23 protein-coding genes, 1 pseudogene and 1 riboswitch are annotated in these 23,393 nt (G+C 73.0%); of the genes and pseudogenes, 6 read left to right on the plus strand and 18 right to left on the minus strand.

Annotation, left to right across the window (positions count from 1 at the left end; genetic code table 11):
• The 4 genes from OOJ98_RS06005 to OOJ98_RS06020 form a co-directional block, all read right to left on the minus strand.
• A complete protein-coding gene (locus OOJ98_RS06005) occupies positions 1-888 on the minus strand; it encodes a metal-dependent hydrolase (protein WP_267053562.1) in 888 nt (295 codons plus the stop codon).
• A gap of 369 nt (positions 889-1,257) precedes the next feature.
• Positions 1,258-3,189 carry a hypothetical protein gene (locus tag OOJ98_RS06010; protein WP_267053563.1) on the minus strand — a complete coding sequence of 644 codons (1,932 nt, stop codon included), beginning with the start codon at positions 3,187-3,189 and terminating at the stop codon, positions 1,258-1,260.
• Positions 3,190-3,274: 85 nt separating this feature from the next.
• Positions 3,275-4,069, minus strand: coding sequence for a tyrosine-protein phosphatase (locus tag OOJ98_RS06015; RefSeq protein ID WP_267053564.1), 795 nt, complete (start codon positions 4,067-4,069; stop codon positions 3,275-3,277).
• A gap of 28 nt (positions 4,070-4,097) precedes the next feature.
• Positions 4,098-4,679: a rhomboid-like protein gene (locus tag OOJ98_RS06020; protein WP_267053565.1), complete on the minus strand. Its 582-nt coding sequence runs from the start codon at positions 4,677-4,679 to the stop codon at positions 4,098-4,100.
• Between the two features lie 98 nt (positions 4,680-4,777).
• Between OOJ98_RS06020 and OOJ98_RS06025 the strand changes: the two genes are divergently transcribed.
• On the plus strand, positions 4,778-5,167 hold the full coding sequence (locus OOJ98_RS06025; RefSeq protein WP_267053566.1) for a hypothetical protein: 390 nt from the start codon (positions 4,778-4,780) through the stop codon (positions 5,165-5,167).
• A gap of 54 nt (positions 5,168-5,221) precedes the next feature.
• On the opposite strand, the gene OOJ98_RS06030 is transcribed toward OOJ98_RS06025, so the two are convergent.
• From OOJ98_RS06030 to OOJ98_RS06065, 8 genes are all read right to left on the minus strand, one after another.
• Positions 5,222-6,712: a DUF1996 domain-containing protein gene (locus tag OOJ98_RS06030; protein ID WP_267053567.1), complete on the minus strand. Its 1,491-nt coding sequence runs from the start codon at positions 6,710-6,712 to the stop codon at positions 5,222-5,224.
• A 147-nt stretch (positions 6,713-6,859) separates the two neighbouring features.
• On the minus strand, positions 6,860-8,014 hold the full coding sequence (locus tag OOJ98_RS06035) for a methyltransferase (protein ID WP_267053568.1): 1,155 nt from the start codon (positions 8,012-8,014) through the stop codon (positions 6,860-6,862).
• A 108-nt stretch (positions 8,015-8,122) separates the two neighbouring features.
• Positions 8,123-8,770 carry a response regulator transcription factor gene (locus OOJ98_RS06040; RefSeq protein WP_267053569.1) on the minus strand — a complete coding sequence of 216 codons (648 nt, stop codon included), beginning with the start codon at positions 8,768-8,770 and terminating at the stop codon, positions 8,123-8,125.
• On the minus strand, positions 8,755-10,017 hold the full coding sequence (locus tag OOJ98_RS06045) for a sensor domain-containing protein (protein ID WP_267053570.1): 1,263 nt from the start codon (positions 10,015-10,017) through the stop codon (positions 8,755-8,757). Before OOJ98_RS06045 ends, OOJ98_RS06040 begins: the two co-directional genes overlap by 16 nt.
• Before the next feature lie 120 nt (positions 10,018-10,137).
• Positions 10,138-10,731 carry a winged helix-turn-helix domain-containing protein gene (locus OOJ98_RS06050; RefSeq protein WP_267053571.1) on the minus strand — a complete coding sequence of 198 codons (594 nt, stop codon included), beginning with the start codon at positions 10,729-10,731 and terminating at the stop codon, positions 10,138-10,140.
• Between the two features lie 416 nt (positions 10,732-11,147).
• Positions 11,148-12,179, minus strand: coding sequence for a glutamine synthetase (gene glnII / locus OOJ98_RS06055; protein ID WP_267053572.1), 1,032 nt, complete (start codon positions 12,177-12,179; stop codon positions 11,148-11,150).
• A gap of 121 nt (positions 12,180-12,300) precedes the next feature.
• A complete protein-coding gene (locus tag OOJ98_RS06060) occupies positions 12,301-13,401 on the minus strand; it encodes a hypothetical protein (protein WP_267053573.1) in 1,101 nt (366 codons plus the stop codon).
• Positions 13,398-14,819, minus strand: coding sequence for a hypothetical protein (locus tag OOJ98_RS06065; protein WP_267053574.1), 1,422 nt, complete (start codon positions 14,817-14,819; stop codon positions 13,398-13,400). Before OOJ98_RS06065 ends, OOJ98_RS06060 begins: the two co-directional genes overlap by 4 nt.
• Before the next feature lie 180 nt (positions 14,820-14,999).
• On the opposite strand from OOJ98_RS06065, the gene OOJ98_RS06070 reads away from it, so the two are divergent.
• Positions 15,000-15,905 (plus strand): Gfo/Idh/MocA family protein, encoded by a 906-nt coding sequence (locus tag OOJ98_RS06070; protein ID WP_267053575.1) that lies wholly within the window; start codon positions 15,000-15,002, stop codon positions 15,903-15,905.
• A 6-nt stretch (positions 15,906-15,911) separates the two neighbouring features.
• Here OOJ98_RS06070 and OOJ98_RS06075 read toward each other — a convergent pair whose 3' ends face one another.
• Positions 15,912-16,274 (minus strand): arsenate reductase family protein, encoded by a 363-nt coding sequence (locus tag OOJ98_RS06075; protein WP_267053576.1) that lies wholly within the window; start codon positions 16,272-16,274, stop codon positions 15,912-15,914.
• Positions 16,275-16,392: 118 nt separating this feature from the next.
• Between OOJ98_RS06075 and OOJ98_RS06080 the strand changes: the two genes are divergently transcribed.
• The gene (locus tag OOJ98_RS06080) at positions 16,393-16,674 is read left to right on the plus strand and encodes a hypothetical protein (protein ID WP_267053577.1); all 282 of its coding nucleotides are present in this window, start codon (positions 16,393-16,395) and stop codon (positions 16,672-16,674) included.
• Between the two features lie 91 nt (positions 16,675-16,765).
• On the opposite strand, the gene OOJ98_RS06085 is transcribed toward OOJ98_RS06080, so the two are convergent.
• The gene (locus tag OOJ98_RS06085) at positions 16,766-17,128 is read right to left on the minus strand and encodes a metalloregulator ArsR/SmtB family transcription factor (protein ID WP_267053578.1); all 363 of its coding nucleotides are present in this window, start codon (positions 17,126-17,128) and stop codon (positions 16,766-16,768) included.
• Positions 17,129-17,218: 90 nt separating this feature from the next.
• A riboswitch (cobalamin riboswitch) is annotated at positions 17,219-17,422 on the plus strand.
• A gap of 27 nt (positions 17,423-17,449) precedes the next feature.
• On the opposite strand from OOJ98_RS06085, the gene OOJ98_RS06090 reads away from it, so the two are divergent.
• Positions 17,450-18,556 (plus strand): HoxN/HupN/NixA family nickel/cobalt transporter, encoded by a 1,107-nt coding sequence (locus tag OOJ98_RS06090; protein ID WP_267053579.1) that lies wholly within the window; start codon positions 17,450-17,452, stop codon positions 18,554-18,556.
• Between the two features lie 127 nt (positions 18,557-18,683).
• On the opposite strand, the pseudogene OOJ98_RS06095 reads toward OOJ98_RS06090, so the two are convergent.
• Positions 18,684-19,553, minus strand: a pseudogene (locus OOJ98_RS06095) (LysR family transcriptional regulator); the annotation flags it as partial.
• 116 nt (positions 19,554-19,669) lie between these two features.
• Between OOJ98_RS06095 and OOJ98_RS06100 the strand changes: the two are divergent.
• Complete coding sequence (locus OOJ98_RS06100; RefSeq protein WP_267053580.1) at positions 19,670-20,047, plus strand: nuclear transport factor 2 family protein; 378 nt, start codon at positions 19,670-19,672, stop codon at positions 20,045-20,047.
• A gap of 69 nt (positions 20,048-20,116) precedes the next feature.
• Here OOJ98_RS06100 and glnA read toward each other — a convergent pair whose 3' ends face one another.
• Positions 20,117-21,526, minus strand: coding sequence for a type I glutamate--ammonia ligase (gene glnA, locus OOJ98_RS06105; RefSeq protein ID WP_267053581.1), 1,410 nt, complete (start codon positions 21,524-21,526; stop codon positions 20,117-20,119).
• Positions 21,527-21,734: 208 nt separating this feature from the next.
• On the opposite strand from glnA, the gene OOJ98_RS06110 reads away from it, so the two are divergent.
• On the plus strand, positions 21,735-22,202 hold the full coding sequence (locus tag OOJ98_RS06110; protein ID WP_267053582.1) for an RDD family protein: 468 nt from the start codon (positions 21,735-21,737) through the stop codon (positions 22,200-22,202).
• A 157-nt stretch (positions 22,203-22,359) separates the two neighbouring features.
• Here OOJ98_RS06110 and OOJ98_RS06115 read toward each other — a convergent pair whose 3' ends face one another.
• Positions 22,360-23,067 carry a DUF4191 domain-containing protein gene (locus tag OOJ98_RS06115; RefSeq protein WP_267053583.1) on the minus strand — a complete coding sequence of 236 codons (708 nt, stop codon included), beginning with the start codon at positions 23,065-23,067 and terminating at the stop codon, positions 22,360-22,362.
• 19 nt (positions 23,068-23,086) lie between these two features.
• Positions 23,087-23,299: a hypothetical protein gene (locus OOJ98_RS06120; protein WP_267053584.1), complete on the minus strand. Its 213-nt coding sequence runs from the start codon at positions 23,297-23,299 to the stop codon at positions 23,087-23,089.
• Between the last annotated feature and the right edge of the window lie 94 nt (positions 23,300-23,393).

Raw genomic sequence — 23,393 nt, forward strand, 5'->3', positions numbered from 1 at the left:
TCAGCGGCCTCCGTTGGCGCCGGGCGAGGCGGCGAGATAGGCGACGGCCTGCGCCGTGCTGCCCTCCTGCGAGGGGTGGTAGGCGCGGCTCAGATAACGCGGGATGGACTTCAGCATGGCGGGCGTCGAGGGCAGCATGCCCTTCCGGCCGGCCCGGTAGAAGGCCCCGAGGCCGGCCTTGCCGACCCCGGGCGACGGGTCGTTGTCCATGAAGAACCGGGCCCCGCGCTGCCACAGGAAGGCGAGGGCGGTGAACGCGGTGGCCCAGGTGCGCACCCGGCGCCGGTAGCCGCCGTCGACGTGCATGAACAGCTCGAAGGCGACCGAGCGGTGCTCGACCTCCTCGGCGCCGTGCCAGCGCAGCAGGTCCAGCATGGTCGGGTCGGCGCCGCGCTCGTCCAGGGTCTCGGCGTTGAGGATCCAGTTGCCGAGGAAGGCGGTGTAGTGCTCGATCGCCGCGATCGTGGCGACCCGCTCCATCAGCCACCACCTGCGCGCCCGGCCCGGCGGCAGCGTGCGGTCCCCGAGCAGCTTCTCGAACAGCCAGTCCACCTGCGCGGTGTACGGCGTCGGGTCGAGACCGAGCTTCTTCAGATGGGGGAGCACGTCGTCGTGGGCGGCGGAGTGCATCGCCTCCTGGCCGATGAAGCCGATGACGTCCTCGCGCAGCCGGTCGTCCGTGATGTACGGCAGGACCTGCTTGTAGACGTGGACGAACCACCGCTCCCCGGCGGGCAGGAGCAGGTGCAGCACATTGATGGTGTGGCCGGTGAACGGGTCGCCGGGTATCCAGTGCAGGGGCGTCTCGTCCCAGGCGAACGACACGTTCCGGGCCTTGAGCTCGATGCGCTCCTCCGCGACCGGAGCGGGCTGCGGCGTATTAGACATGGCGTCAATGTACTGACGGGTACGCCCGAGCGACAGGGGTCTGCGCGGGATTGTTGAACGGGGCCGGGCGTTTGCGACGGGCGGGGGTGGGGGCCCGGCGGGGGTGGGCGCTAACCCGGCGGGGTGGGTGCCGGCCCAGCGGGGTGGCCGATGGCCGAGCAAGGGTGGCCGACGGTCGAGCGATGCCCGAGCGGTGGCCGGCATCGGCCGGCATCGGCCGGACCGGCCCTCGAATGCGGCCCAGCCGGGCCCACCGGAGACGGAAGCCCCGGGCCTTCCCCCCCCAGCGGGCCCGACCGGCGACGAGGCCCCGGTCCTTCGGCCGGCCGGGGCCCCGGTCGTGCGGGTGGGGGAGGGGCGGGCCGGGGGTCAGCGCAGGGTGGCGATCGGGGAGCCGTCGGTGAGGCGGCCGTTGAGTTCGGCGCGGGCTCCTTCCTTCGCGGGGACGGCCAGGAGGTTGCCCCGCTCGGTGGCGCTCATCCCGCCGGACAGCGTCACCGAGGCCACCTGCTCGCTGCCCGCCGCCAGGACGAACCAGGTGCCGCCGCGCGACTTCCACAACACCCCGGCGAGCACCCGCGCCTCGCGCGGCCCGCAGGACGCCGAGTTCTCGGCGCGGGCCGCGATGGCGCCCGGCGCGTGCCGGGTGGAGGGCGCCTGGAACTGGGCGAACGCCCTGCTGCCGGCGCCCCGCCACGTTTCGGCGCGGGTGCAGATCCAGGCGGCGGTGCCGTTGTTCTCGGGCATCGCCTGCTGGGCGAACTGCCAGTCGTTCACGGAGCGCACCCCGTGCGAGCGGACCGTCGGCAGCAGACAGGCGGTCCGCGCCCAGCCCTCCCGGGCGGCACGGTCGCCGACATCGCGCGGCGCCGACGGAGGACCCCAGGTCAGCCGGGCCGGGGCGAGCTCCCCGAGATCGGTCATGAGCCGCACCCCGCTGTCGTCGCGGAACTCCAGCGCGTCCCACGAGGTGCACTGGCCGGCCTGCGCGGGCGAGATGACCGGGTCGGTCACCCCGTCCTTGTCCCGGTGCAGCGGGCGCGGCGCGGCGTCCGGCGTGAGCAGATCGCGTACGGAGGCCTCGCGCACCCAGGGCGCCGTCAGATAGCGCACGTTGCCGTCGGTCCTGCCCACCACGAGCGCGCCCGCGGAGGCCGTGTCCGCCGCGTCCACCCGGGCGAAGTCGAGCGCCGCGCCCGCCGTGCCGTCGCGCGGCTCGGCATAGCGGGCCACCCGCAGCCCGTCGTACAGGAGCACCACCCGGGCCCGGTCCACATCGCCCGCGAACAGCAGTTGGGGCGCGCCCATGGGCGGCCCGGACGGGGTGCCCGGCGTCGCCGACACCTGGACCTTCTCGCCCGGCCGCGCCCACACGGCGAGCGCCCGCCGCAACAGCCCCGCGTCGCCGGTGAGACCGCCCCGGGCCGGCCAGACCGAGAAGTCCGTACGCGTCGCCGTCGTCCACGCGGTGGGCTCGACCCGCAGCAGATGGCCGGGGTCGAGCGCCGCCTGCGCCGCCGGGTTCTGCGCGTAGGACGGCGCGGCCGCGCCGTCGGGGCCCCAGCCGTCGCCCGGCAGCCCGATGAGCGCCCCGCACACCACGAGCGCGGCGACCGCGGCGAGCGCGGCCCGCCCGTGCTGGCGCCGCCGCATCAGATCGGTGGGACGCGCCTGGAGCGAGCAGGGATCGAACTCGGCGGATTCGAGGAGTCCCGGCTGCGGCTCCACCGCGTCCGCGTCCACGAGCGCCTGCCGCGCCCCGGTGGCGCCCGCCGCGTTCAGCTCGGCGACCACCTCGTCGTCGCTCAGACGCTCCAGGGCGCGCAGGACGCAGGCCGCGCGCGCGGGCCCCGACAGAGCGGACAGGCGCTGGTCGAGGGCGAGTTCGTCGGCGCCGCCCGAGCGGGGGAACAGCCTCAGCCCCCAGACCTGGGGCAGCAGCGGCGGGAACTGCGCCCGCTTGGGCCAGGCCCTGCGGCGCAGGGGAAGCCCCGCTTCGAGTGCCTGGCGCACCACGCGCCGCCGCACGTACACGTACCCCGGGCCGGCCCCGGCCTCGGACCGCCGGGCCGCCGGGATCAGCGCCTCGTCGCCGTCGCCGGGGCCGCCACGCCCGCGTGGCAGCGAGCGCTGCACGATGGCGTGCGCGGTCACCACCCGGCGGTTGCGCCCGAGGGACGGCGGGAGGACGAGGTAGGCGAGCCGCACCAGCCGCGGATAGTGCTCGACGAGCGCGGCCTCGGCCTGCTCGACGCCGACGGAGGGGGCGGGTGGGTTGAGGATGTCCTGCTCTGGGGCCACGTTCAGCAAAACGAGCGAATGTGGAGATGGTCACCCCCGCCCAACCGGCGCACTCATCAGGCGAGTTGACGGCCCCGCGAGGCGATCACGCGATGAGCCGGTCGCGCAGCCGGGCGATCGCGTCGTCCGGCACCCCGAGCCCCTCGCGCGCGTACTTCTCCATCGAGCCGTACGCCGTGGCGACCTCGTCGAGGGCCGCCGCCAGGTACTCGGGCACCACGCCGATGACGGCGAGCGCGATCTCGGGGTCGCCGCCCTGGGCGACGAACCCCTCGATGAGCGGCGCGAAGGCCTGGCGCACCGCCGGGTTGACCGACAGGTACTCCCGCTCGATCGTCGCCTCGTCGGCGCCGAGCAGCGACAGGATCACCGTGGCGCCCCAGCCGGTGCGGTCCTTGCCCGCCGTGCAGTGGAAGAGCAGCGGGCCCGCGTCGTCGGCGGCCAGCTCCGTCAGGAGGGTGCGGTAGGCGGCGCGGGCCGAGCCGGAGGAGACCAGCGAGCGGTAGGTGTCGGCGAACAGGGCCTGCGCCCTGCCGCCGCCCAGGTGCTCCTCGGCGACGGCCGGGTCGGCCAGGATGTGCTTGAGCTGGGCGGCCGCGGGAGCGCCCGCCGCGGTCATCTTGTCCGCGAGCGCGTCGGCGATCAGGAGGCGGGCCCCGGCCGGCACCCGGTCCGGGTGGTCGGCGCGCTCTGCGGCGGTGCGGAAGTCCACGATCGTGGCCAGCCCGAGCCCGGCCACCGCCGGGTCGGCGACCGCGTCCATGCGGTCCAGCTGGCCGGCCCGGAAGACCAGGCCCGAGCGGACGGTGTGGCCGCCCGCGAGCGGGGTGGAGCCGAGGTCACGCAGGTTGGCGACGGAGGTGGCGGGGATCGCGATCATGGGCGGGCGGCTCCTGAGCAGGTGAAATCTACCGGTTTCGAACCGAACGGTAGTCCACGGCCGCCGCCGCCCCGAGGCCGAGTCCCAGTGCCGTGCCGTGCCCCGCGTCGGTGAAGGTGCGCCCGGCCCGCAGCAGGGGCGCCACCGCGAGCGCGAGCAGCCCCATTCGGGCCGCGCCGCGCACCGGGCCGTGCGGCAGCGAGGAGGTCAGCGCGCCGAGCACGGCGTAGAAGCCGTAGCTGGGGCCCACGTCCACGGCGGAGCGGGTGGCGGGCGGCGCATGGGCCGCCCGGAGCCCCCCGTACACCAGGAGCGTCGCCCCGACGTGGCCCAGTAGGAAGACCCCGGCCGCCCACCAGGCGCCGTACGCGAGTTCCGCGCAGCCGAGCACCGCGAGCAGGAGCAGCGCGTACGGCAGCTCCATGGGCTCCTCCACGAGCAGGGCGCTGGTGGCGAGCGTCGCCCAGCGCCCCGCGCGGAGGTTGTCGACGTTGGTGGAGCAGGAGCGCAGCAGCTCCCGGCGGGCCGTGCCGCCGAGCAGCCGCCGGCCGGCGTACGCGAGGAGCTGGACGCCGCCCACGTACCCGGGCGCGAGGAGGGGTGCACGCATGCGCCCATGATCGGGCATCGCGGTCAGGCCCGCCCGTCGGATCTCCTTCAATCTCCAACTCCCCTTGTTTTCCCGTGAGTTGAGTGCAGGATGGGGTGATGCGCACTGAAGCACGAGTGGCCCTTGGGGCAGCCGTGGCCGCTGTTCTCCTGACCGGCTGCGGTACGTCGTCGTCGCCGCACGAGCCGGCGACCGCGAGCGGCACACTGGAGCAGCTCGCCGCGCGGGCCGCCTGCCACCCCGTCCTCTCCACCGATTCGGCGGAGCTGAGACAGGCCAACTGCACCACCGGTGACGGGCGTTACGTCCTCGCCACGTTCGCCACCGACCGGGGCCAGCGCGAGTGGATCAACGAGGCGGAGGACTACGGCGGCGTCTATCTGGTCGGCCGCAAGTGGGTCGCGGTCGGCAGCGAGCCGGTGGTCACGGCACTGCACGGCCGGCTCGGTGGCAGTGTCGAGACCGGGACCATGCATTCCGGACACTGACCGGGCCGGCCGCGCAGCGGCAGGTGCCTCTTCGCGCTCACGCGCGCGGGGAAGTCAGGCGCAGGAGCGCCCCGTATTGATGCAGTTCACCACCTTCCCCATCAGCTGATCGCTGAAGACGTCGATGAAGTCACCGTGATCGGTGACCGGCTTGTGGAGCTGCTCGGGGAACGAGTCCACGGCGAAGGCGCCGGCCTTGGCGGGCACGTCGTAGACGATGCGTTGCACGAGCTGCGGGATCGCCTTGAAACCGGCGGGGCAGGCGCCCCGTTTGTCGGCGAAGGCGACATGGGTGCGGTGGTTGGCGCTGTCGGTGTTCCGGCCGTCCCAGCAGCTCTGGAACATGAAGGTGCGGACCACCTTGCTGCCGCGCGGGCAGAGCGGATACTTGTCCTTGAGCTGGCGGTTCTCGAATCCGGTGCAGCTCCAGGAGGCATTGGCATTGGCGTTGCCATTGGTGAACGCCTTGGCGTCACCCGTGATGATCCGCAGGAAGCGCGGCATGGCGGTCACCTTGCCCACCGGGGATCCGACGAAGGTGATCGTCGCCTGGACGGGCGTCTGGATCTTGCCGACGTTGCGGTCCTTGCCGCCGCCGTCGGCCCCTGCGTCGGTGTCGTCGCCCTGGTTCAGGACCCGCACCACCGGCCAGTAGTACGTGGATTTGTCGCCCTGGTTGCGGCAGCTGGTGGCGCCCCTGGCGAGGTCGGCGTCGCCGGCGAACGCGTCCGTCGCCTGGTTCCCCACGTAGTCGTGCATGTGGTGGGCGCCATTGCTCACGCCGGGCGCCACGATGACGTTGTCGGGGTTGCGCTTGCCGTTCTGGTTGCGCCCGCAGTCGCTGGTGAAGCTGCCGGTGGAGGCGGTGCGCCGGGGGGCGGGTGCGGCGGCGCCGGGCCGCACGGTCCGGATGTCGACGAAGTCGCCGCGGGCGGGCCCGGATGCGGCACCCGAGCCGCCGCGGCCCGCGGCGACGGCCTGGCCCTGCGCGTCGCCGCCCTGCGCGTCGGAGCCCGGTGCGCCGCCGTCCGCCCCGGCGCCGTCCTGGCCCGCGCCGTCCGGCGGGGTGTCGGCCGCGCGCATGGTGCACGCGGCGAGCCCCCGGTTCTTCAGGTCCGGCTGCCCGGTGGCGTCGGCGATCCGCCCGATGGAATCGGTCCGCCGGGCCTTGAGCGGATCGAGCACCATGCTGTCCGCGAGCCGGGGGTCGCGCTGGATCCGGTCCTTGTTGTCCGCGAACTTCGTATACGCGTCGGTGATCTGCGTATCGAGATCGGCGAGCCTGCGGTCGACGGCCGGCCGAGCCGAATCGGGCACGGTGGACAGCAAGTTGCCCACGTCGGGGCAGTCGATGGTCGACACCATCCGCATCTGCGCCATGCCGTGCCCGGACCCGCCCGAGCCCGGCGGGCCGCCCTCGCTCGCGGAGGCGTAGACATTGACCGCGGCGAGCCCGCCGCCGCCGAGGACGAGGGCGGCCGCCGCCAGCATCATGCGGCGGGGCAGGGCCGGCCGTTTTCGGGGAGAGCGTGCGATGCGTCCCATGGAACTCCTTCGCTCGAAGCGCGCCGTTCCATACGGCTGGGAGTCCTGGGGCGTTCAACGGCTCAAGGGATTCAGGGGAGTTGGGGCACGGAAAGGGCGCCGGGGCACGCATCCGCGCCCCGGCGCCCGATTCCGGACCGTGCGCGGCTAGCGCGCCCGCTTCACCGCGCGCAGCACCACGAACTTCGGGTCCGACGCCACCACGTCGCACGCGCCGAACATGCGCCGCAGCTTCTCGTGGTAGCCCAGGTGCCGGTTGCCGACGACCCACAGCTCGCCGCCGTCGCGCAGCGCGGCGCGGGCGTCCGCGAACATGCGCGAGGAGGTGCGGTCCGTCGTGGTCTGGTGGGTGTGGAACGGCGGGTTGTTGAGGACCAGGTCGGCCGTGCCGGGCGGGAACGCGGCGAGCCCGTCGCCGAGGTGGAAGTCGGCGCGCCGCACGGGGCCCGCGCACATCCGGAAGGTGGCCTCGGCCGACGCCATCGCCGGATGCGACTCGTCGGCGAACGTGATGCGCGCCTCGGGGTTGGCGAGCGCCGCCGCCGTGCCGACGATGCCGTTGCCGCAGCCCAGGTCGACCACGTGGTCGGGGCCGGTGCGCTCGGGCAGGTGCTGGAGCAGGAAGCGGGTGCCGATGTCGAGCCGGTCCGCGCAGAACACCCCGGCGTGGTTGGTCACCGCGAGCCCGGACGCGGGGCCGATGCCCAGCTCCAGGGAGTACGTCAGGGGCCAGGGGTTGCGGGGCCTGGTCAGCTCCGGGTCCGGGGTGGTGAAGATCAGCCGGGCCTTCTTCTCGGCGAGCGACGTCTTCGTCGGGCCGAGGATCCGCTCGAACAGGGTCAGCGTGGAGGTGTGGATCTCCTTGACCATGCCGGTGCCGACGACCACCGTGCCCGCGTGCACCGAGGGCGCGATGCGGTGCAGCTGGTCCTCCAGGAGACCGAGGCTCTTGGGCACCCGCACCAGCAGCACGTCGACGCGCTCGGGCACCTCGTCGCGGGTCGAGAGGAGCCGTACGGAACCCGGCGCGAAGCCGGCCCGCGTCAGATTGGCCCGGGTCGCCTCCTGGGCCAGGAACGAGTCGCTGATCTGCGCGGGCCCGTGCTCGGCGAGCGCCGTCGTGAGCGCGCCCCAGCGGTCGCCGGTCACGACGACGGTTCCCGACAGGTCGAGGCCCCCGGTCGCGGCGAGGTGACGCAGCAGGTATTCGTCGGCGGCGTCCCAGGCCCGCAGCGGGTCGCGGGGGTCTTCCGGGAATCGGGTCAGGTCGTGCTCGCCCCAGGGCGTGATCATGCGGTTCATTGTGTGCCAGGCTAACCCGAAACGGCGTCCCGGCCCCGCCGCGGCCGCCCGGGGCCCGGTCCCCGGCCCGCCCCGCCCGGCCCTCTCCGCCGGGCTCAGCCGCCTCGCTCAGCCCCGGTCGAGGTAGGCGAGGACCGCGAGGACCCGGCGGTTGTCGTCGTCCGAGACCGGCAGGCCCAGCTTCGCGAAGATGTTGGACGTGTGCTTGGCGATGGCCCGCTCCGTCACCACCAGACGCTCGGCTATCGCCGCGTTGGAGCGGCCCTGCGCCATCAGCTCCATCACCTCCAGCTCGCGCGGGGTGAGCCCGCCGAGCGGCTCGTCCCGCGCCTTGCGGGAGAGCAGCTGCTGGATCACCTGGGGGTCCATCGCGGTGCCGCCGCCCGCCACCCGGCGTACCGCGTCGATGAACTGCTCCGCGTCGAAGACCCGGTCCTTGAGGAGGTAGCCGACCCCGCCGTCACCGTCCGCGAGGAGCTCGCGCGCGTACAACTGCTCCACGTGCTGGGACAGGACGAGGACCGGCAGGCCGGGCCGGGCGCGGCGGGCGGCCAGCGCGCACTGGAGCCCCTCGTCGGTGTGTGACGGCGGGAGCCGGACGTCGACGATCGCGACGTCCGGCTCCAGGTCGGCGAAGGCCCGGGTCAGCTCGGGCCCGCTCTCCACGGCGGCGAGGATCTCGAAGTCGAACGCCTCCAACATCCTGACCAGGCCGTCGCGGAGCAGGAACAGGTCTTCGGCTAGGACAACGCGCAAGGGATCTCCATCGTCACCAACGTGGGACCGCCTACGGGGCTGCTGACGGCCAGGACACCGTCGAATGTACCGAGCCGCCGCTCGACCCCGCTCAGGCCGCCGCCCGCACCGGTCCGCGCTCCGCCCCTGCCGTTGTCGCCGACCGAGACGCGCAACGCGCCCGCCCCGTACGACAGGTCGACCCAGATGCTGTCCGCCGCCGCGTGCTTGACGGCGTTGGTGAGCAGCTCGCTGACCGCGAAGTAGGCCGCCGACTCGACCGGCGCCTGCGCACGGGCCCGGTCCGGCAGCTCCACCGTCACCTCGGTCGGCACCGGCGTGCGCAGCGCCAACGCCCGCACGGCGTCCGCGAGTCCACGCTCGGCGAGGACCGGCGGATGGATGCCGCGCACCAGGTCGCGCAGCTCGGTCAGGGCCTCCGCGGAGGACGCGCGGGCCAGCGCGAGGAGCTCCTTGGCCTGCGCCGGATCCTTCTCGACGAGCGCCTCGATGGTGCCGAGGTTCATGCCCATGGCGACGAGCCGGGCCTGCGCCCCGTCGTGCAAGTCCCGCTCGATGCGGCGCAGTTCGGCCGCCGAGGTGTCCACGGCGTCGTGCCGCGTCTCGGTCAGGCGGTCCACGCGCTGCTCCAGCTGGGCCTCGCGCGAGGGGGCGAGCAGGGCGCGGGCGAGCGTGAAGTGGCCGCGCAGCAGGGCCGGGTTGACGAACAGGCCGAGCACGCAGATCGCGGTGCCGAGCGCGGCGGCGGCGTACGCGCTCGCCTGGCTCGTGACGTGGATGAAGAGGAACCAGACGCCCGCGTCGGCGACGGCCCGCCACACACCGAGCGCGAGCACCCAGCCGTACGCGAGGTACAGGAGCAGCGCGGCCGGCAGCAGCGCGGTGATGAACCCGCCCGTCATGTCGGCGAGCAGCCAGCGCAGGTCGTGCCAGGTGGCCGGGGAGCGCAGCACGCCGGTGCACCGCTCGACCAGGCCGGCGAGACCCGGCCGGTTCGGGGGCGGCGGGTACGCCGACGCGATCCGCACCCCGGACCAGCGGGCCGCGAGCTCGCGCCGGAAGTCGGCGTGGGCCCGCAGCCGCCCGACGACGAGCGGGGTGGTGAGCACGCCGACGCCGATGGGTATGAGGCCGATCGAGACGACGGTCAGGGTGAACAGGACGATCGACCCCGCCAGCGCGAGCGGGGCCAGCGCCAGGCCCCGCACCCCTGCCAGGAGCGCGTCCCGTGCCTTGGTCGCAGTCATCGCTTCCCCGTTTCGCCGGTGCCGGTGGTGAGGTCACCAGTCTCGCCGAGCGCCCCGGCGCAGGTCACGGGGTTTCGCCCCCGGCCCGGGGTGGTGCTGCCACCACCCCGGCGCCGGGGGTCAGGGCGCGTACTTGTAGCCCACGCGCCGTACGGTCTGGATGGCGGCGCGGTGCTCGGCGCCGAGCTTTCGGCGCAGCCGGGCCACGTGGACGTCCACGGTGCGGCCGTCGCCCACGTGCCCGTACCCCCACACGGTGCTCACCAGCTGGTCGCGGGTGTGCACCCGGTGCGGATGGGCCACCAGGTGGGCGAGCAGCTCGAACTCCAGGTAGGTGAGGTCGAGTTGTGCGCCGTCCACCTCTGCGGTCCGGCGCACGGTGTCGATCCGTACGCGCGCGTCGCCGCCCGTCGCGGCGGCCTCGACCGGCACCGGCGTCAGCGGCTCGGGCGCCGCGGCGAGCACCGGGGGCTGCTGGTCGGCGGGGACGAGCACGAGGTAGCCGACCATCGGCGGACGGCCCGGCAGCGCGGGCAGGGTGTGCTGCGGGGCGGGGAGCCAGGTGGCGCCCGGCGGAAGGAAGTCGAGGACCTGGGCGGCGGCCGGACGGGCCGTCTCGTCGCGGTCCACGGCCCGCAGGCGGTGGCGGCCGAGCGGCAGGGCGGCGGGGGCCGCGGGGGCCGCGGGGGCGGGGAGGGTACGGGTGTTCGCCATGAGAGGTCAGCTCTTTCGCGCGGAGAGTCGTCGGCAGGGACGTACGTCGGTGCGCGCGGGCCGAAGGCCTGGAGGGGATCGAGGCGTTAGAGGGCCGGCGCGTTCGTCGCGCGGCAACACACCCGGTCGAAGTCGTGGTCCTGGCGGGACGGCCAGAACGGTTCGAGGTCGCTGCGACCCGTCACGGAGTTCTGGATGCTGGACATGCGCCCATTCAACCAGACGATCCGCCCCGAGCAGCAGTCCCCTCCCACGGACTGGTACGGATTCCTGGCACAGCGTGACCGGAACCTGTGCCTCCGCGCGGGACTGCGCGGAGCCACGCGCGGCAGCCCGCGGGTACGCCGAAGGGCGCCCACCGCCGAGGCGGGGACGCCCAGTTGACGCCGTGCCCGGTACGCACCGGGCCGGACGGCTCAGACCTGGCCGGCCTTTTCGAGCCCGGTGCAGCAGGTGTCGACGATGAGCCGGGTCACGACGTACGGGTCGACGTTGGCGTTGGGGCGGCGGTCCTCGATGTAGCCCTTCTTGTCCACCTCGACCTGCCACGGGATGCGGACCGAGGCGCCGCGGTCCGAGACGCCGTACTTGTACTGGTCCCACGGGGCGGTCTCGTGCAGACCGGTGAGGCGGTCGTCGATGCCGGCGCCGTAGTTCTTGACGTGGTCCATCGGCTTGGAGCCCTCGCCGAGCGCCTCGCACGCGGTGATGATCGCGTCGTAGCCCTCACGCATGGCCCTGGTGGAGAAGTTGGTGTGCGCGCCCGCACCGTTCCAGTCGCCCTTGACCGGCTTCGGGTCGAGGGTCGCCGACACGTCGAAGTCCTCGGCGGTGCGGTACAGCAGCCAGCGGGCGATCCACAGCTGGTCGGAGACCTCCAGCGGGCCGACGGGGCCGACCTGGAACTCCCACTGGCCGGGCATGACCTCGGCGTTGATGCCGGAGATGCTCAGACCCGCGGCGAGGCAGTGGTCGAGGTGCTGCTCGACGATGTCACGGCCGAAGATCTCGTCGGAGCCGACACCGCAGTAGTAACCGCCCTGCGCGGCCGGGAAGCCGTTCACGGGGAAGCCGAGCGGGCGGGCGCCGTCGAAGAAGGTGTACTCCTGCTCGATGCCGAAGATCGCCTCCTGGTCGGCGAACCGCTCGGCCACGGGGCGCAGCAGCGCACGGGTGTTGGACGCGTGCGGCGTCCCGTCGATGTCGAAGACCTCGCACAGGACGAGGATGTTCTCGCCGCCGCGGATCGGGTCCTGGCAGGAGAAGACGGGCTTGAGCACCCGGTCCGACGCGTGGCCCTCGGCCTGGTTGGTGCTGGACCCGTCGAAGCCCCACAGCGGCAGCTCGGCGACGCCGGCCGGCGAACCGGCCATGATCTTCGTCTTGGAGCGGAGCTTGGCGGTCGGCTCGGTGCCGTCGATCCAGATGTACTCGGCCTTGAACGTCACGAAAGCCATCCTCTGCGGGAGCTGCGGGGTGTCTGCGCGCTGCCACGCTGCGGCGCTGCGGTACGCCCGGCAGCCTCACACCCCGAAATTTCCCGCCCGTTGCCCGTTTGTGAACCCGGTGTTACCTGGAGGGCTTCAGGAGGGCGGAAAAGCCCGCGTGGCGCATCCGCCTCGTCAGTTCCTCCGGCGTGGTCCCGAGCGCCTCGGCACATCGTCCGAGATGCCAGTCGTGAGCGGCGAGACTCTGCAGCAGATGGCCGCGCCGCACCTGGTTCTCGGAGAGGCGGAACGTCTTCAGGTACGCCACCCTGCCCTTGCGGTCGGTGATCGCCTCACCGATGTGCTGGGCCCGGCCGCTCCGCAGGAACGGCGGCAGGAAGCGCCACAGGTCGAAGCCGCCCATCCGGTACACCCGGCTGAAGGCGTAGGAGGCGTCGTACAGCTCGGCGGCCAGCACCGAGTCATGGGCCTCGCGCCAGGCCCGCTCCTGGGCGCGGGCCGCCGCCCGCAGGTCGGCGACGCCGCGCACGTGACGGTCGTCGATGCGGGCGGCGAACTCCTCGACGGGGCGTCCGTACCGCGCGTACTGGTGGATCAGTTCGCCGAACAGGTCCTGGAGCAGCGTGGCGTGCAGCGCCCGGTAGTCGTCCGGGTGCGGCACCGCGAAGGCGCCGCCCAGCGCGTCCGCCGCGTACACGAGGACACCGCACTGACCGGGGTGGATCTCGAACACCCGCAGCGCGTCGGCGAGGCCGGGCACCCGGGTCCCGAGGTAGGCGCTCTCGACGCGCGGCGAGAGCCCGGAGCGCACCGCCTCGCGCGACCAGGTGTCCCACAGCACGGACGGCCCGCCGAAGTGCAGCGCCAGATAGCCCTCCAGCGCCAGGTGAAGCGGCAGGAACCGCAGCCGGTCGCCCGGCCGCCGCTTCGCCATCCGGTGCAGCGGCACCCGGCTCGGCGGCCCCTCGCCCAGGCTCGTGCCGTACGCGGCGCCGGTGCCCTCGCCCGACCAGTCCGCGACGAAGCCGTGCGGGATGTAGGAGGTGTAGTGGCCGCCGTCGTTCAGGCGCATGAGCGAGGTCTCGTGCTCCTCGGTGCCGTACGCCTCCCGGTGCAGCCGCAGCCCCGCCACCGGCTCGGCGCGCAGCAGCGGCACCAGCCGGATGCCGCCCCACACCTGGGCGGGTCCGGCGGTGAGGCCGGTCAGGTCGAGCGAGGTCATCGGCGGCCCTCCGTGAAGACGGCCGTACGGCGGTCCAGATACGCGTAGAGCTCGGCCAGGCCCGAACGTCCCTCGGCGAACTCGGCGATCTCCACCAGCGCGGGCAGGTCCTCCGCGTCCCGGATGCCGGCCGTCGGCACCGAGGGCGCGAGGCGGCGCACGTCGAAGCCGTCCGCGTCGTATACGGGATTGAGGTGCACGGCACGGGTACGCCGGTCCGGATCGAGCCGGGCGCGCCACACCCGCAGCACCTCGCCAGCCAGGCCCGGCGGCGCGTTGTCCCAGCCGTCGGAGACCACGACGAGGCGGTCCGGACCGTCCTCCAGGGCGTCCAGGAGGCAGGAGCCGAGCGGGGTCGCGCCGCGGGGCCGCACGAGCAGCGGGTCCGTGCCGCCCGACGTCCAGCGTCCCCGGTACGCCCCGGCGCCGGCCAGCGCCTCCAGGAGGAAGTGGCAGGCCAGCGCGACCGCGAGGGGGCGGCGGCGCTTCTCGCCCGAGCCGGACGAGGAGTAGCTGTCGTCGAGCACCGCCGAGACGCGGCCCCAGCTCCCCGCGTGCGGCCCGGCCGCCCGCGCCGCCGCGGCCCGCAGCGCGCCCGTCAGCTCGGCCCGGCGCGCGGAGCGTTCGTCGAGGCCGAGCGAGAGGACGAACAGGGCGAGCCGGGTCAGCCCCATGGAGGCCAGGTCGACGCCGGCCGCCCCCGGCCGTGCCTGGACGCGCAGCCGCTCCAGCCGGGTGGCGCGGGGCGCGATCCCCTTCAGGAACACCGTGCGGTCCACCCCGTGCTTCGCCGCGAACCCCTCGGCGACCGTGAACGGCAGCTCGTACAGGGCGGCCTGCTCGTAGTGGGCGCGGCGGTGGGCGTCGAGCAGCGGGTGCTCGTACCGCGCCCGGTGCCCCGGCCGGAACAGGAAGTCCCCCAACTCGCCCTCCGCGGACGGCAGATGGGCATGGCGGACCGCGGCCTTCAGGCCGGGCCGGTACTTCACCGCGTCGAACGCCGGGTCGGGGCGGGCCGCGAGCCAGTCGCGGAAGATCGCGCGGGTACGCCGGTTGTTGACCTTCGCGGTACGCAGCGCGCGCAGCAGCCGGTACACCCGCTGCGGAGGCAGCACGGCGAGCCGTGCCGCGATCAGCCGCCCCTCGACGCGCTTGTCGTCGGCGCTCGCCTCGCCCGCGCTCTCCAGGAGGTGGCGCACGACGAGCGCGGCGTTGTGGTCGTTGATGTCCAGGGCGAGCACCGCGGCGTACACCCTGCGGTAGTTGATCCGTACGTACGCGTGGAGGAAGGCGAGGGAGAGCCGCTGCTCGTCCGCCGCCGAGTGGAACTCGCGCTGTCCGGTGGCGGTGACGGCGGCGTTCACGAAGAGGAGCACGTCCTCGGCCGCCACCAGGTCGGCGCGGCTCTCCTGAGCCATGGGGATCTCCCGTGCGTGGATGCGGAAGCCGGCCGGGGAATGGGGGCGCGAGCAGCGAAATGTTTGCTTCAGAGGCAAGTCCCGGAAGTCGCGCCGGAGTCCCGCGGCCGGCGTCGGAAACGTAGCATTCCGCCCCCCGGGGGCCGCCACCGGAATTCCGCCCGGGGCAGACTGGTCCCCATGAACCACATCGCCACAACCCCCCGCATCGGCCTCCTCGGCACCGGTCCCTGGGCCGTCGCCACGCACGCGCCCGCGCTCGCCGCGCATCCCGGTGTCGACTTCGCGGGGGTGTGGGGGCGGCGGCCCGAGGCTGCCGCCGCCCTCGCCGAGGAGCACGGGGTCGCGGTGTACGAGGACCCCGACGCGCTGTTCGCGGCGTGTGACGCCGTCGCCTTCGCGCTGCCGCCGGACGTGCAGGCGCCGCTCGCGGTGCGGGCCGCCGCCGCGGGCTGCCATCTGCTCCTGGACAAGCCGGTCGCCACCGATGTGGCCGGGGCCCGCGCCGTGGCGGACGCGGCCGGGCGGGCCGGGGTCGCCTCCGTCGTGTTCTTCACGCTGCGCTTCGCGCGGGAGACCGCGACCTGGGTCGCCCGACAGGCCGCCGCGCAGGGGTGGTTCACCGGGCGGGCGCGGTGGTACGGGGCGCTGTTCACGCCGGGCGCCGAGCGCAGCCCCTACGCCGCCTCGCCCTGGCGGGGCGAGAAGGGCGCGCTCTGGGACGTCGGCCCGCACGCGCTGGCCGTGCTGGCCGGGGTGTTCGGCGAGATCACACAGGTCACGGCGGCAGGCGGCCCCGGCGACACCGCGCATCTGATCCTGCGGCACGCCTCGGGTGCCTCCAGCACCGCCGACCTCAGCTTCACCGCGCCGCCGGCCGCCGCGGGCGTCGAGGTGGAGCTGCTCGGCGAGGCCGGCGCCGACACGATGCCGGACTGGGACGGCGCGCTCGGCGCGTTCGGCGCCGCGATCGACGCGCTCCTCGAAGCGGCCCGCACCGGCGTACCGCACCCGTGCGACGCCCGGTTCGGGGCGCGGATCACCGAGCTGCTCGCCGACGCCGAGGCCCAGCTCGGCCGGGCCTGACGCGGGTCACCCGCGCGTCAGGGCGTCCCGTACGGCGTCGTCGGTGCGGCCCACCACGGCCGTGCCGTCGTCCGCCGTGATGATCGGGCGCTGGATCAGCCGGGGGTGCTCGGCGAGCGCGGTCACCCAGCGCTCGCGGGCCTCCGCGTCGCGCGGCCAGTCCTTCAGGCCGAGCTCCTTGGCGTCGGCCTCCTGGGTGCGCGTGATGTCCCACGGTTCGAGGCCGAGCCGGTCGAGGACGGCCCGGATCTCCTCGGGGGACGGGACGTCTTCGAGGTAGCGGCGCACCGTGTAGTCGGCGCCCTCCGCGTCCAGCAGGGTCACCGCGCTGCGGCACTTCGAACAGGCCGGGTTGATCCAGATCTCCATGCCGGCCAGGCTACCCGCGCGGCCCCCTCAAAGCCCTTCCGGCCAGGGGCGATTGTCAGTGCCGCCCAGTAAAATTGGGGCAGTTAGTGAGGGTTCCCGACCGCCCAGGAGGATGCCCATGACCGCTGCCGTACTGACCTCGCACGCCCCGAAACAGCTGTCCCTCCAGCCCCTGCGCAAGGTGCCGCTGCCCGCCGGGCGCCCGCGGGCGTGGTACGAGTCCCACAACCGGCGTCTGAAGGCCATGCGCCTGGCCATCGCCCTGCTCGACACGGGTGTGTACCGGCCCGAGCAGGCACCCGACCGCACCATACGCACCGTCGCCGCGCTCATCGGCGTCCACCAGCCGTCGGAGGCGACCTGCCGGATGGTGCGTGCGCTCATCTACGACGGGCGCTGAGCCGGCCCGTCGCGCTGCCCGGTCCCGGTCGTGCCGTCGAGGCGTGGCCGGGGCCGGGTCCCCGTCCCGGCGGGTCCCCGTCCGGCCGCGCTCACCCCGCGGCCGGCACCGCGTACTGGTCGAGGAGGCGCGCGGTCGCCTCGTCCACCAACCGGTAGCGCACCACCCGTCCCTCCTTCTCCCCGGCGACCGCCCCGGCGGCCCGCAGCAGTCGCAGGGCCTGCGAGACGGCCGGGTCGCGCATGCCCGTCGCGGCCGCCAGGTCGGAGACGGCGAGCGGGCCCGTCCGGTGCAGGGCGAGCAGCAGCGCGAGCCGGTTGGGGTCGGCGAGCAGCGAGAACCGCTCGGCCCAGGCGCGCACGCGCGCGGGGTCGCCGATCGCGGCGATGGCGTCGCAGACCCGGTGGCCGTCGATGGTGCGGTGGCCGGCGCGCTCGGCGGGAACGAGATGCATACGCGCATCCTCCCAGGGTCCGGCCGGAGCGCTCTGTGTGATCTTCGATACCTGCACAGCTGTGCAGCTGTGCGGGCAACTCGCCAGCGTCTAGGGTGACCTGGCCGTGGTGTTCGGGAAGACCGGTGCGAAACCGGAGCGGCCCTCGCCACTGTGATCGGGTTCCCCCGTCGAGCTTTTCGGGGGAGCGGTCGTCACCCACGACGCCACTGGCCAGGATCCACCTGGCTGGGAAGGCCGGGCGACCGCACCCACCCGTCAGCCAGGAGACCGGCCGCGGCATCTCACGAAGTGATCCACGAGGTGCTGGAGCGTGACCGCATGACCCTGTCCACCCGTCCGCCGTCCGAGGCGGGCGCCGCCTCGCCGACCTTCCGCTGGCGCCGCGAGGACACCGTCCGCACCGGCGCCCTGCTCGCGGTCATAGCCGCCCTGCACGTCGTCGCCTTCGGCATCCTGTTCCTCCTGGTGGCCCCCGCCCACTACGCCGTCGGCACCAAGACGTACGGCATCGGCCTCGGCATCACCGCGTACACCCTCGGCATGCGGCACGCCTTCGACGCCGACCACATCGCCGCCATCGACAACACCACCCGCAAGCTGATGTCCGACGGCAAGCGGCCGGTCTCCGTGGGCTTCTGGTTCGCGCTCGGCCACTCCAGCGTCGTCGTCGTCATGGCGGCCCTCGTGGCCGGCGGCGCCCAGCTCGCGGGCACCCTCATGAACGAGGACTCCAGTGCCCACCAGGTGCTCGGCGTCGTCGGAACCACCGCTTCCGGCTCGTTCCTCTACTTGATCGCCGCGCTCAACCTCGTGGCCCTGTTCGGCATTCTGAAGGTGTTCCGCGCGATGCGGGCGGGCGCGTACGACGAGAAGGAACTCGAAGCGCACCTGGACTCGCGGGGGTTCATGAACCGTCTCCTGGGCCGCTTCACCAAGTCCATATCGCGGCCCGGCCAGATGTTCCCGCTCGGCTTCCTCTTCGGCCTCGGCTTCGACACCGCCACCGAGGTCACCCTGATGGTGATGGCCGGCACGGGCGCCGCGGCCGGGCTGCCCTGGTACGCGGTCCTGTGCCTGCCGCTGCTGTTCGCCGCCGGGATGAGCCTGTTCGACACGCTCGACGGCACCTTCATGAACTTCGCCTATCAGTGGGCGTTCTCCAACCCCGTGCGCAAGGTCTACTACAACCTCACCATCACCGGACTCTCGATCGCCGTCGCCTTCTTCATCGGCACCATCGAACTCGTCGGCGTCCTGCACGAGAAGTTCGACCTCACCGACCCGGTCAGCGGCTGGATCGCCGACCTCGACCTGGACAACGTCGGCTTCGTCATCGTCGGCCTGTTCGTGGTGGTGTGGGCGGCGGCGCTCGCGTACTGGCGGCTGGGGAAGGTGGAGCAGAAATGGGCGGCCTCGGGGGCATGAGCCTTCCGCGGGAGCCGGCACCGGGGGAGCGCTCAGCGCGCTGAGCGTCCCGCGCCCGCCCGGCCCGCCCCGCCCGGCCCGCCCCGACCGGATCCGCCCCGGGCTCCCGCTCCGGTACGCCCATGCCGAACGCCCGCCGTCCATGCGCGAGCAACTCCCGTACCGCGGGGCCCGCGTCGGGCTTCCGGACGAGGGAGAGGAAGGCGGGCGCGTCCATGTCGTCGATGGCGCGGGCGGTGAGCCGGTCGGTGTAGCGCTCTGCCATCGAGTCGCTGAGCACCGCGACGCCGAGCCCCCGCGCCGCGAGGTCGGCGATGGCGTCGGCGGCGCTCGCCTGGAGGGCGATCGCGGGTTCGACGCCGCGCGCCGCACAGGCCCGGTCGAAGACCGTACGCAGTCCCGTACCCGGAGGCATGCACACGATCGGGTACGCGCCGAGGTCGCCCAGGGTGACACGGCGGCGCTTCGCCAGGGGGTGGCCGGCCGGCACCGCCGCGACCAGCCCCTCCTCGATGATCGTCAGCGTGTCGAGGCCCTCGTGGGTGGCGGCCGACGTCCCGATGAGGGCGAGGTCGAGGGTGCCCGCGCGGACCCCGTCGACCAGCCGGTCGGAGTTGTCCTCGACCAGTGAGATCTCCACACCGGGGTGGGCCCGGTGGAACGCGGCGAGGGCGTCGAACAGCGGGGTGACGGTGCAGCCGATGACCATCCCGATGTTCAGGCGGCCCCGGATCAGACCGGTCACCTCGCCCACCGACTGACCGACCGCGGCGGCGGCCAGGAGCGCGGCGCGGGCGTGGCCGAGAGCGGCCCGCCCCGCGACCGTGAGCGTGGTGGTGCGTGCCGAGCGGTCGAAGAGCTCGGCGCCGAGCTCCCGTTCCAGCTGGCGGATCTGCGCGCTGACACCGGACTGGCTGATGTGCACCCGCTCAGCCGCCCGGGTGAAGTTCCGCTCCTCGGCGACCGCGACGAAGTATTCGAGCTGCCTCAGGTCCATGACTGTGGATTCTAGCTCCGATCCGATCCATCTGTTGGAGTTCTGATCGGGACCGGACCAGACTGGACAGTGCCGGAACACGGAGCGGCCACGACCGAGAACGCCAGGAGGAACCCATGCCGGAGCACGAGGCGGAGTACGAGAAGGCCATGCGGCCCGAGGACATCACCCGCCTGTTCGTCGAGCGCTCCAACGCCGGGGACGCGGCCGGGGTCGCCGCCCTCTACGAGGAGGACGCCGTCCTCGCCTACCCGCCGGGCAGCCGGACGGAGGGCCGGGAGGCGATCCGCGAGCTGTGGGCGAAGGTGCTCGCCAACCGCCCCCACTTCGAACCGGAGCAGCCGCTGCCGACACTGATCAGCGGCGACATCGCCCTGACCTCGACCCCGCCGAAGGACGGCACGGGCGCCCGCGCCCAAGTGGTCCGCCGCCAGCCCGACGGCAGCTGGCTCCGCCTCCTGGACCAGCCGGAGTTCGCACCGGCCCGGGGGTGAGCGCGCACGCGCCGAGCCCCGCCGCCCGGGGTCGGGTGGCGGGGCTCGGGTGGTGCGGTGCCGCGGGGCTTAGAGGTCGAAGTACAGCTCGAACTCGTGCGGGTGCGGGCGGAGCTGGATCGGGGCGATCTCGTGGGTGCGCTTGTAGTCGATCCACGTCTCGATCAGGTCGGAGGTGAAGACACCGCCGGCCTGGAGGTACTCGTTGTCGGCCTCGAGGGCGTCGAGGACGGCCGGGAGCGAGGTCGGGACCTGCTGGACGTTGGCGTGCTCCTCGGGAGCCAGCTCGTAGAGGTCCTTGTCGATCGGCTCGGCCGGCTCGATCTTGTTCTTGATGCCGTCGAGACCCGCGAGCAGCAGCGCGGAGAACGCCAGGTACGGGTTGGACGACGGGTCCGGGGCGCGGAACTCGACGCGCTTGGCCTTCGGGTTGGAGCCCGTGATCGGGATGCGCATCGCGGCGGAGCGGTTGCGCTGCGAGTACACCATGTTGACCGGGGCCTCGAAGCCGGGGACCAGGCGGTGGTAGGAGTTCACCGTCGGGTTGGTGAAGGCGAGCAGCGACGGGGCGTGCTTGAGGATGCCGCCGATGTAGTAGCGCGCCATGTCCGAGAGGCCCGCGTAGCCCTGCTCGTCGTAGAACAGCGGGTCGCCGCCGGCCCACAGGGACTGGTGGACGTGCATGCCCGAGCCGTTGTCGCCGAAGATCGGCTTCGGCATGAAGGTCGCGGTCTTGCCGTTGCGCCAGGCGACGTTCTTCACGATGTACTTGAAGAGCATCAGGTCGTCGGCCGCGGCGAGCAGCGTGTTGAACTTGTAGTTGATCTCCGCCTGGCCGGCCGTGCCGACCTCGTGGTGCTGGCGCTCGACCTGGAGCCCGGAGTTCTCCAGCTCCAGGGAGATCTCGGCACGCAGGTCGGCGAAGTGGTCGACCGGCGGGGCCGGGAAGTAACCGCCCTTGTAGCGGACCTTGTAGCCGCGGTTGTTCTCCTCGGACCCGGTGTTCCAGGCGCCGGCCTCGGAGTCGATGTGGTAGAAGGACTGGTTCGCGGCGGTCTCGAACCGGACCGAGTCGAAGACGTAGAACTCGGCCTCGGGGCCGAAGTACGCGGTGTCCGCGATGCCGGTGGAGGCGAGGTAGGCCTCGGCCTTCTTGGCGATGTTGCGCGGGTCGCGGCTGTACTGCTCACCCGTGATCGGGTCGTGGATGAAGAAGTTGATGTTGACCGTCTTGTCCCGGCGGAACGGGTCGACGCGCGCCGTCGACAGGTCCGCGCGGAGCGCCATGTCGGACTCGTGGATGGCCTGGAAGCCGCGGATCGACGAACCGTCGAAGGCGAGCTCCTCGGTGGGGTCGAACGCCTTCGCGGGGATCGTGAAGTGCTGCATCACGCCCGGCAGGTCGCAGAACCGGACGTCGACGAACTTCACGTCGTTGTCCGCGATGAACTTCTTCGCGTCGTCGGCGTTCTGGAACATCCAACTCCTCCTACTCCCACCCGGGAGGGGCGGGGTTGCAGCTCGGTCGTGCGGCCAGTGCGGTGGCACACGCTGGACCCGACCATAGGCAGACGGGATTTCTCCGGCGTGACCCGTTTGTTTCACCCAAGTTAACCGGCCTGGTGGCACGGGCGCCAAGGCCGACCCGGGCGGAAGTGATCGAAAACGGGCGCAGTACCGTGGAGCCGTGGACAACAGGCAAGCAATGGGATCGTGGCTCTCGGGGCCCCGCGCGGCCGCCGAAGACATGGGCGTCGACTTCGGTTACCGGGGCGAACGGCTCGGACTGCCCAAGGACGGGCCCGGCTCGGTGGCCCCGCTCGGCCGGCGCTTCGGCGCCATCTTCGTCGACTGGGCCCTGTGCGCCCTGATCGCCTACCAACTGATCGCGCACGGCAACACGCACGCCGCGAACAACTGGGCGCTCCTCGTCTTCTTCCTGCTCGGCGTGCTGACGGTCGGGACCGTCGGGTTCACCCCCGGCAAGCGGCTGCTCGGGCTGCGTGTCGTCGCCGAGGAGGGCGGCCGGCTGGGCATCGTCCGGGTCGTGGTGCGCACCGTGCTGCTGTGCCTGGCGATCCCGGCGCTGATCTGGGACCGCGACGGCCGCGGCCTGCACGACCGTCTCGCCCGCGCGGTCCAGGTCAGGATCTGAGCCCAGCGCCCAGCGGAAGCCGCGCACACCGCAAGCCGCGCACACCGCAAGCCGCGGGCGCCGGACACCCCACACGTCAGAAGGCGGCCCGGACCAGTTCGGTCCGGGCCGCCTTTTGGTGCCTACGAGGATGTCGTACGTATACGAGGTGAGGGGGTCAGCGCATCTTTCCGCCGCGCGGCATCCGCGTGCCCTTGGGCATCGGACCCTTCGGCAGCGGCATGTTGCTCATCAGGTCGCCCATGGCGCGCAGCCGGTCGTTGGCCGCGGTGACCTGCGGACCCGACAGCACGCGGGGCAGCTTCAGGAGCGTGGTGCGCACCTTCTTCAGCGGCACCTGCCCCTCGCCGTCGCCGACGATCACGTCGTGGACGGGAACGTCCACCACGATGCGGGCCATCTTCTTCTTCTCGGCGGCCAGCAGGGACTTCACCCGGTTCGGGTTGCCCTCCGCCACGAGCACGACGCCGGCCCGGCCGACGGCCCGGTGGACGACGTCCTGGCTGCGGTTCATCGCCACGGCCGGGGTGGTGGTCCAGCCGCGCCCGATGTTCTGGAGCACGGCCGCGGCCGCGCCCGGCTGGCCCTCCATCTGACCGAAGGCCGCCCGCTCGGCACGCCGCCCGAAGACGATCGCCATCGCGAGCACGGCCATGAGCAGGCCGAGAATGCCCAGGTAGATCGGGTGCCCGAGAAGGAAACCGATCGCGAGGAAGACGCCGATGACGACGATTCCCACGCCGGCGATGACAAGCCCGATCTTGGAATCGGCCTTCCGGGTCATCTTGTAGGTCAGGGCGATCTGCTTCAGTCGCCCCGCATTCGCATCGTTCGCAGCGCTCTCTGCGGTTGCCTTCCTCGCCATAGCAGGAAGTTTACGTGGCCTACGGGCGACGGGTGGCCACGGCCTCCAGTACGTGCTGCGCCTCGACCCGGTCCTTGGCCCGGCGCCGGTCCTCCAGGACCGCCGTCCAGGCGTTGCGGCGGGCGGTGCGCTGGCCGGAACCCATGAGCAGCGACTCCATGGCGCGCAGGGCGCCGGTCACGGACGGAAGCGTGGTGGCCCGCACGGTCTGCGGAGCGGTAGCGGCCTGCATCGTCGAGGTCCCCCCTCGGGACGGGATCGGAACGGGTGGTGTGGGGGCATGCGCGGTGCGTAAAGCCATCGTCACTGATTGGTGTTACCAGGGC

Origin of the sequence: Streptomyces sp. NBC_00083 (assembly GCF_026343295.1) — a bacterium.
Classification (GTDB): Bacteria; Actinomycetota; Actinomycetes; order Streptomycetales; family Streptomycetaceae; genus Streptomyces.

Coding starts and splice junctions, on each gene's coding strand:
- OOJ98_RS06070 (WP_267053575.1), top strand. CDS start 15,000: ATGAACCACATCGCCACAACCCCCCGCATCGGCCTCCTCGGCACCGGT.
- OOJ98_RS06075 (WP_267053576.1), bottom strand. CDS start 16,274: ATGGAGATCTGGATCAACCCGGCCTGTTCGAAGTGCCGCAGCGCGGTG.
- OOJ98_RS06080 (WP_267053577.1), top strand. CDS start 16,393: ATGACCGCTGCCGTACTGACCTCGCACGCCCCGAAACAGCTGTCCCTC.
- OOJ98_RS06050 (WP_267053571.1), bottom strand. CDS start 10,731: ATGGCGAACACCCGTACCCTCCCCGCCCCCGCGGCCCCCGCGGCCCCC.
- OOJ98_RS06005 (WP_267053562.1), bottom strand. CDS start 888: ATGTCTAATACGCCGCAGCCCGCTCCGGTCGCGGAGGAGCGCATCGAG.
- OOJ98_RS06020 (WP_267053565.1), bottom strand. CDS start 4,679: ATGCGTGCACCCCTCCTCGCGCCCGGGTACGTGGGCGGCGTCCAGCTC.
- OOJ98_RS06090 (WP_267053579.1), top strand. CDS start 17,450: ATGACCCTGTCCACCCGTCCGCCGTCCGAGGCGGGCGCCGCCTCGCCG.
- OOJ98_RS06045 (WP_267053570.1), bottom strand. CDS start 10,017: ATGACTGCGACCAAGGCACGGGACGCGCTCCTGGCAGGGGTGCGGGGC.
- OOJ98_RS06115 (WP_267053583.1), bottom strand. CDS start 23,067: ATGGCGAGGAAGGCAACCGCAGAGAGCGCTGCGAACGATGCGAATGCG.
- OOJ98_RS06060 (WP_267053573.1), bottom strand. CDS start 13,401: ATGACCTCGCTCGACCTGACCGGCCTCACCGCCGGACCCGCCCAGGTG.
- OOJ98_RS06025 (WP_267053566.1), top strand. CDS start 4,778: ATGCGCACTGAAGCACGAGTGGCCCTTGGGGCAGCCGTGGCCGCTGTT.
- OOJ98_RS06030 (WP_267053567.1), bottom strand. CDS start 6,712: ATGGGACGCATCGCACGCTCTCCCCGAAAACGGCCGGCCCTGCCCCGC.
- OOJ98_RS06100 (WP_267053580.1), top strand. CDS start 19,670: ATGCCGGAGCACGAGGCGGAGTACGAGAAGGCCATGCGGCCCGAGGAC.
- OOJ98_RS06065 (WP_267053574.1), bottom strand. CDS start 14,819: ATGGCTCAGGAGAGCCGCGCCGACCTGGTGGCGGCCGAGGACGTGCTC.
- OOJ98_RS06035 (WP_267053568.1), bottom strand. CDS start 8,014: ATGAACCGCATGATCACGCCCTGGGGCGAGCACGACCTGACCCGATTC.
- OOJ98_RS06120 (WP_267053584.1), bottom strand. CDS start 23,299: ATGCAGGCCGCTACCGCTCCGCAGACCGTGCGGGCCACCACGCTTCCG.
- glnA (WP_267053581.1), bottom strand. CDS start 21,526: ATGTTCCAGAACGCCGACGACGCGAAGAAGTTCATCGCGGACAACGAC.
- OOJ98_RS06015 (WP_267053564.1), bottom strand. CDS start 4,069: ATGATCGCGATCCCCGCCACCTCCGTCGCCAACCTGCGTGACCTCGGC.
- OOJ98_RS06085 (WP_267053578.1), bottom strand. CDS start 17,128: ATGCATCTCGTTCCCGCCGAGCGCGCCGGCCACCGCACCATCGACGGC.